The following is a 6,000-nucleotide window of genomic DNA, read 5'->3' as shown; positions in this document are numbered from 1 at the left end:
ACCTTCGCCACCAGGGCGACAAGTTCAGCGAGTACTTCGACGCCAACACCTACCTGCTGATCACGCGCGCGCTCGACTATTTCGACCCGGCGCGCGAGCACGGCGGTGACCTCACGCGCGCCTTCGCGGCGGCGAAGTGCCGCTTCCAGATCGTCAGCTTCACCACCGACTGGCGCTTCTCGCCGGCCCGCTCGCGCGAGATCGTCAAGGCGTTGCTGGACAACCGGCACCGCGTCAGCTACGCCGAGATCGACGCGCCGCACGGCCACGACGCCTTCCTGCTCGAGGACCCGCGCTACCACGGCGTGCTGCGTGCGGGCTTCGACAACCTGGCCAAGGAGGTTGGCGCATGAGCCCGCGCAGAGACCTGGAGATCATCGGCGACCTGGTGCCGAAGGGCTCGCGCGTGCTCGATCTCGGCTGCGGCAATGGCGAGCTGCTGGCCTACCTGCAGTCGCAACGCGGCTGCACCGGCTACGGCATCGAGATCGACGACGAGAACGTGCTCGAGTGCACGCGCCGCGGCGTCGACGTCATCCAGCTCAACCTGGAGGACGGCCTGGCGATCTTCGGGGACCGCAGCTTCGATGTCGTGCTGCAGCTCGAGACGCTGCAGCACCTGCGCAACACCGAGAAGATGCTGCGCGAGACGGCGCGCGTGGGCCGCATCGGCATCGTCAGCTTCCCCAACTTCGCGCACTGGCCGAACCGGCTGCGCGTGGCCGGCGGGCGCATGCCGGTGACCAAGGCGCTGCCCTACGAGTGGTACGACACGCCGAACATCCGCGTCGGCACCTATGCCGACTTCGAGGTGCTGGCGCGCAAGGACGGCCTGCGCATCCTCGACTCGTTCGGCATCCAGGACGGCGAGGTGGTTCGCGCCTGGCCGAACCTGCTGGCCAGCGTCGCCGTGTTCAAGTTCGAGCGGGGCTGAAGCAGAGCCTCGGACTCTCGAGCTCGCCCTGCGACCGCGATGAACCAGGCGCCGTTGGCGGATGGCCGAGGCCGGCCATGAACGGTCATCTGCAACGGTCTGCTCGACGGCAAGCCAACCGACACGGCGTGCTCGACTCACCAATCACAGTCAGTTGCCGTTCTCGCCAACCGATACCGGACAAACTGCACGCCTGCAACGTTCAACGACCCATCCTGGCGAAAGCCCAGGCGCAGCAAGCCCTTGATCCTCGTCCTCGTGCGCGGAAGCAGCACAGTGATCGCCTCGATACCCATCTCTCCAAAGGCCAGACGCACGATCTCGCGATACAGCGGTCGCCCGAGCCCCCAGTGATCGGGGTGCAACACCAAACCCAGATCAGCTTCCCCAGCTTCCGGTTGAAGTCCGCCCCAGCCGACAAACCGACCATCGACGACGAATGCCCACGGGCCGTAACCAAACCTCTTCCACATTTCCTCCTTTGCAGCAACGAACTCCTCGCAGTCGCCCTCTCCGAAACGACCGGATGCCAAGGGGAGATGCCGCAGCACCAAAGGGTGGTTCATCAGTTCGATGATTTCCGACTTGTCGATCTCTGTCAGGCGTTTGAATTCAGTCGTCATGTTCGACTACAGCCCAGCGACATTGACCGGCCCGATGGCCAAGGCATCGCCGTCGGGGTTATCGAATCTGGACACGGCCCCGGTCGCCAGGCGCGCCAGTGCCGCAGCCTCACGCTTCAAAATGAACGCCAGCAGCAGCTCGTTGTACCGAGGACTCACCGCCTGACGCACCGACGGGCGCGCCGCCAGTGCGGCGCGCCATGCGCTGACCTTTGGCAGACCGTCGAAGAACCCGAAGTCCGCAAGGGTCTCGAAGACATCGAAGTAGCGGAACACGGGGCCGAAGACAGCGTCGACGATGCCGAAGTCGCCGTCGAAGTACGGTCCGTTGCCGAGCACGGCCTCGAGTTGACTCAGTCGCGCGTGAATCTCCCGCGCGCAGTGTTGCATGCCAGTGTCGTCGGCCGCGTTGTAGAAGGACGCGATGAGGTTCAGCATGCCCGAGCCGAACTCCATCCACGCGCGGTGCTTCGCACGCTGCACCGCGTTGGCCGGGTGCAGCCTGGGCAGCGCGGTCTCGTCGAGGTACTCGCAGATCGCTGCGGACTCGAAGAGTGCGTGGCCGTCCACCAGCAACATCGGTGTCTTGCCGGTGGGTGACAAGCGCAGGAACCAGTCCGGTTTGTTGGCCAAGTCGACATCCCGGCGTTCGAAGGGCACGCCCTTCTCGGACAGGACGATGGCCGCGCGTTGCACGTAAGGGCACAGTGCGTGCGAGACAAGGATGATCGGGGTGCTCATCTGACGAGCCCTTCTGCGCGAAGCGCCGCCTGCACCGCAGGCCGGCTCGACATGCGGGTCAGATAGGCCTTCAGATTCGGGTACGCGGCGATCGGGATCGACAGGAAGTTCACCCAGTTGAGGATGGCGAACGCGTAGGCATCGGCCACGCTGTAGGCGCCGGCAATGAAGTCCCGCTGCGCAAACCGCCTGTCGAGCTCCGCGAAGCGGGCCGTCAGCTTCTCGCGCACCGTGGCGCGGGTGGAATCGGCGGTCTCCTTGTGCCACAGCCACGGGCTGAACACCTTGTGCAGCTCGGTGGCGACGAAGGCCAGCGCCTCGGTCACCGTCAGGCGGCGTTCGCTGCCGACCCGGCCGATCAGCGCTTGTTCGGGCTCTTGATCGGCCACGTACTGCAGCAGCGCCGCGACTTCGCTGTGCCGCGCGCCGTTGTCGAACTCGAGCACCGGCACATAGCCGCGCGGCGAGATGTCGTAGTAGCTGGCGCCGTTCTCGAGGTGGTGCTTGACCAGGTCGACAGCGACGGCCTCGAACGGCAACCCCAGTTCGCGCAGCGCGATGTGCACGGCCAGCGAGCAGGCGCCGGGAGAGTAGTAGAGCTTCATCAGTCATCCTTTCGGGTGGGCGAGTGGATGCATGCACTGTAGGATTGCGTTCTCGCCTTGTGAATTGACAATGCAGCAATCATCCATTGCGCGAACGCAATATCAGCTGGCCGCCGCCGATCTCGCGGTCGTGCTCGCGCTGACCCGCGGCACGACGCTGGCCGGGGCCGGCGAGCGACTCGGGGTCGATGCGTCGACCGTCTTTCGCGGCCTGCAGCGGCTCGAGCGCACCCTGGGGCAGCCGCTCTTCGAGCGAACGCGTTCGGGCTATCTGCCCAACGAACTCGCCACGCAGCTCGCCGTGCACGCCGAGGAGATGGAGGTGGCGCTGGAGTCGGCGCGCTCGTCGATCGAGCAGGCGCCGACACAGGTCTCCGGCTCGGTGCGCATCACGACCACCGACACCGTCCTCCATGGCCTGGTGGCACCAGCGCTGCTGGCGCTGAAGAAGACGCACCCGCTGCTGAACTTCGAGCTGCACACCGGCAACGAGCTGGCCAGCCTCACGCGGCGCGATGCCGACGTGGCGGTGCGCGCCACCAAGCGGCCGCCGCAGCACCTGGTGGGCCGCAATGTCGGTCCGATCCGCGTGGCGCTGTATGCGGCCAGGCAGCGCGGTGCGCCCAAGTGGTCCGACGTGCAAGCCGGCCGGGCCGACTGGATCGCCGTGGACGACGCGTTGCCCGAACACCCCTCGGTGATCTGGCGCAGGCGCCACTTGCCCAAGGTCGTGCCCCGCTACCGGGTCAGCAGCATCATGTCGGTGCTCGAGCTGACGGCGCTCGGATTGGGCGTGGGAATCCTGCCGCTGTTCCTCGCCGCCCGTCGCAGCGACGTGGTGGCCTTGACGGATACGCTGGAGGATGCCGAAACCGAACTCTGGCTGCTCACCCACCCAGAGTCACGGCACCTGCGGCGGGTCTCGGCGACCTACACGCACCTGGCGCAGGCCTTGAGGCTATGACTTGTCCGCGGCGGCGCGTTGCGCGGCCATCCAGTCCACGGGTGACGCACCGACGCGTTTGGCGAAGACGCGCGAGAAGGCGGCGGGGCTCGAATAGCCGACCTCCGGCGCCACGGCTTTCAGGGACTTGTCGCGCCTGAGCAGGGTCTGTGCGACGCTGACGCGCCAGTCGGTCAGGTAGTCGAGCGGTGGCGCGCCGACCACGTCATGGAAGGCCGCAGCAAACCTCGCGCGTGACATGCCGGCGGCCTGCGCCAGCGAAGCCAGCGACCAGGGCTGCGCCGGCTGCTCGTGCATCGCGGTCAACGCCTTCGCCAATCGTGCGTCGGACAGGCCGGCCAGCACACCGAGCTTGATCAACTGCGCGTCGATCGAATGGCGCAGCAGCAGCACGACCAGGAACTCCACCAGACGGTCGATGCCTGCCTCGCGCCCGGGCCTGCGGGAAAAGGCCTCGTCGAACAGCAACGCCAGTGTCGATTCCACGCCGGGCATGTCGGCCAAGGGCACGGCCAGAAACTCCGGCAGGCCACGAAGCAAGGGGTTGCCCAGCGTGGCGCCAAAGTCGATGAACGCGCAGACGAGGTCTGCACCGTCGGCGGCGTCGACTTCGAAGCGGTGTACCACGGGACGCCGATAGAACAGCAATGTCGGCTGGGTCAGTTCAAAGCTCCGCGCCGACGGTTGCGCCACACGCAGGCGACCGCGCCGGAGCACATGCACCATGCCGATGCCCTGGTTGTTGGCGAAGTCCGCAATGCCGCACAACGCACCGGAATAGAAAAGCCGTGCGCTCAGCGTGAAGCGCTTGAAGAGCGGTGAGAGCGGGTCCGTCGGGGTTGCAGAGGCAGTCACGAGACGATCGATTCGTTGGTTGGGACGATCAGTGCCCGCAAGTATCGCCCCGCTGCGCAAAGTCTCCCCTGTGCAAGCCCGCACTGCCACTTACCGGAGACCTACGATGCAACGCATTCCTGCACTGACCACCGCCGCTGCACCCGCCGCTTCTCAGCCGATGCTGGAAGCCGTGCACAAGAAGCTCGGCATGGTCCCGAACCTGATCAAGACCTTCGCCCATTCACCCGCCGTTCTCAAGTACTACCTGGCCGGCAGCGAAGCCCTCGGCGCCGGCACGTTGCCGGCAGCGCTGCGCGAACAGATTGCGCTCGTCACCGCCGGTGCGAACGGATGCGACTACTGCGCCTCGGCGCACACTCTGATGGGCAAGGGTGCCGGACTGACTGCCTCGGAGATGGCGGACAACCTGCGTGGTCGCTCCGGCAACGCCAAGACGCAGGCCGCGTTGGACTTCGCCGCTGCCGTCGTGGCCACGCGCGGTCGGGTCAGCGACGCACAACTGCAGGCCGTTCGTTCAGCCGGCTATGCCGATGCCGAGCTGGTGGAGATCGTCGCCACCGTGGTGTCCAACATCTTCACCAACTACTTCAACCACGTCGCAGGAACCGTGATCGACTTTCCCGTGGTGAAGGCGACCGAGCCGGTGCCGGCCTGATCGAACCCATCCATCTCAACTTGTAGGAAACATCCATCATGAACGCGACCTCCAACATTCTGACCCCCACCCGTCGCCTTTTCGTCGGCACCAATGCCCTCGCGCTGTCGGCGGGCGCCCTGGCGCTGCTCGGCGGCAACGACGCTCTGGCCGCCCGCCAGCCCATGGACATCAAGAACGACCTGGCGATCCTCAACGTCGCCGTTGGCCTCGAGCACGAAGGCATCGGTGCCTACGCCATTGCGCTGAAGAGCGGCCTGCTGAACGCTCAGCACGTCACTGCAGCGACCAAGTTCCAGGACGATCACAAGCAGCACAACGACGCGTTGATCGCCACCATCCGCAAGCTCGGTGGCACGCCGGTCGAGTCCAAGACCCTGGAGGAGTACGCCAGGGCCCTGAAGGTCGACCAACTGAAGAACGAGGACGACGTGCTCGATCTGGCGGCGCGGCTGGAACTCGGTGCAGCCAACGCCTACTTGGGCGTCATCACCGCGTTCAAGGATCCGGCGCTGGGGAAGATCGCGGCGCGGTTGGCCGCCGATGAAGCGGCCCACTTCGCGCTGCTGAACTTCGATCTGAAGCGGCCGTTCTCGAAGGCGCTGGCCTTCGGTGCCTGA

8 protein-coding genes and 1 pseudogene are annotated in these 6,000 nt (G+C 66.1%); 5 read left to right on the top strand and 4 right to left on the bottom strand.

Annotated elements, in window-relative coordinates:
• Together metX and metW are read left to right on the top strand one after the other, a co-directional pair.
• A pseudogene (metX, locus tag AB7U92_RS02385) lies at positions 1–353 on the top strand (homoserine O-acetyltransferase); the annotation flags it as partial.
• Entirely contained in the window at positions 350–934 is a 585-nt protein-coding gene (gene metW / locus AB7U92_RS02380) for a methionine biosynthesis protein MetW (RefSeq protein WP_428574348.1), read from the top strand. The pseudogene metX and the gene metW, both read left to right, overlap by 4 nt.
• Before the next feature lie 137 nt (positions 935–1,071).
• Here metW and AB7U92_RS02375 read toward each other — a convergent pair whose 3' ends face one another.
• The 3 genes from AB7U92_RS02375 to AB7U92_RS02365 are packed head-to-tail and all read right to left on the bottom strand — an operon-like array spanning position 1,072 to position 2,903.
• Positions 1,072–1,557 (bottom strand): GNAT family N-acetyltransferase, encoded by a 486-nt coding sequence (locus AB7U92_RS02375; RefSeq protein ID WP_428574345.1) that lies wholly within the window; start codon positions 1,555–1,557, stop codon positions 1,072–1,074.
• Between the two features lie 6 nt (positions 1,558–1,563).
• Positions 1,564–2,298: a glutathione S-transferase family protein gene (locus AB7U92_RS02370; protein WP_428574343.1), complete on the bottom strand. Its 735-nt coding sequence runs from the start codon at positions 2,296–2,298 to the stop codon at positions 1,564–1,566.
• A complete protein-coding gene (locus AB7U92_RS02365; protein WP_428574341.1) occupies positions 2,295–2,903 on the bottom strand; it encodes a glutathione binding-like protein in 609 nt (202 codons plus the stop codon). The genes AB7U92_RS02370 and AB7U92_RS02365 overlap by 4 nt, the downstream gene beginning before the upstream one ends.
• A gap of 70 nt (positions 2,904–2,973) precedes the next feature.
• On the opposite strand from AB7U92_RS02365, the gene AB7U92_RS02360 reads away from it, so the two are divergent.
• Positions 2,974–3,867: a LysR family transcriptional regulator gene (locus tag AB7U92_RS02360; RefSeq protein ID WP_428574339.1), complete on the top strand. Its 894-nt coding sequence runs from the start codon at positions 2,974–2,976 to the stop codon at positions 3,865–3,867.
• Here AB7U92_RS02360 and AB7U92_RS02355 read toward each other — a convergent pair.
• A complete protein-coding gene (locus tag AB7U92_RS02355; protein ID WP_428574337.1) occupies positions 3,862–4,722 on the bottom strand; it encodes a cupin domain-containing protein in 861 nt (286 codons plus the stop codon). The two genes, AB7U92_RS02360 and AB7U92_RS02355, sit on opposite strands and share 6 nt — an antisense overlap.
• Positions 4,723–4,828: 106 nt before the next feature.
• Between AB7U92_RS02355 and AB7U92_RS02350 the strand changes: the two genes are divergently transcribed.
• Positions 4,829–5,380, top strand: coding sequence for a carboxymuconolactone decarboxylase family protein (locus AB7U92_RS02350; RefSeq protein WP_428574335.1), 552 nt, complete (start codon positions 4,829–4,831; stop codon positions 5,378–5,380).
• Positions 5,381–5,418: 38 nt separating this feature from the next.
• Positions 5,419–6,000: a DUF4439 domain-containing protein gene (locus AB7U92_RS02345; protein ID WP_428574333.1), complete on the top strand. Its 582-nt coding sequence runs from the start codon at positions 5,419–5,421 to the stop codon at positions 5,998–6,000.

Origin of the sequence: Piscinibacter sp. (assembly GCF_050175855.1) — a bacterium.
Taxonomy (GTDB): Bacteria; Pseudomonadota; Gammaproteobacteria; order Burkholderiales; family Burkholderiaceae_C; genus Piscinibacter.
The sequence above is the reverse complement of the archived record's forward strand: the minus strand, read 5'-3'. Positions and strand labels throughout refer to the sequence as shown.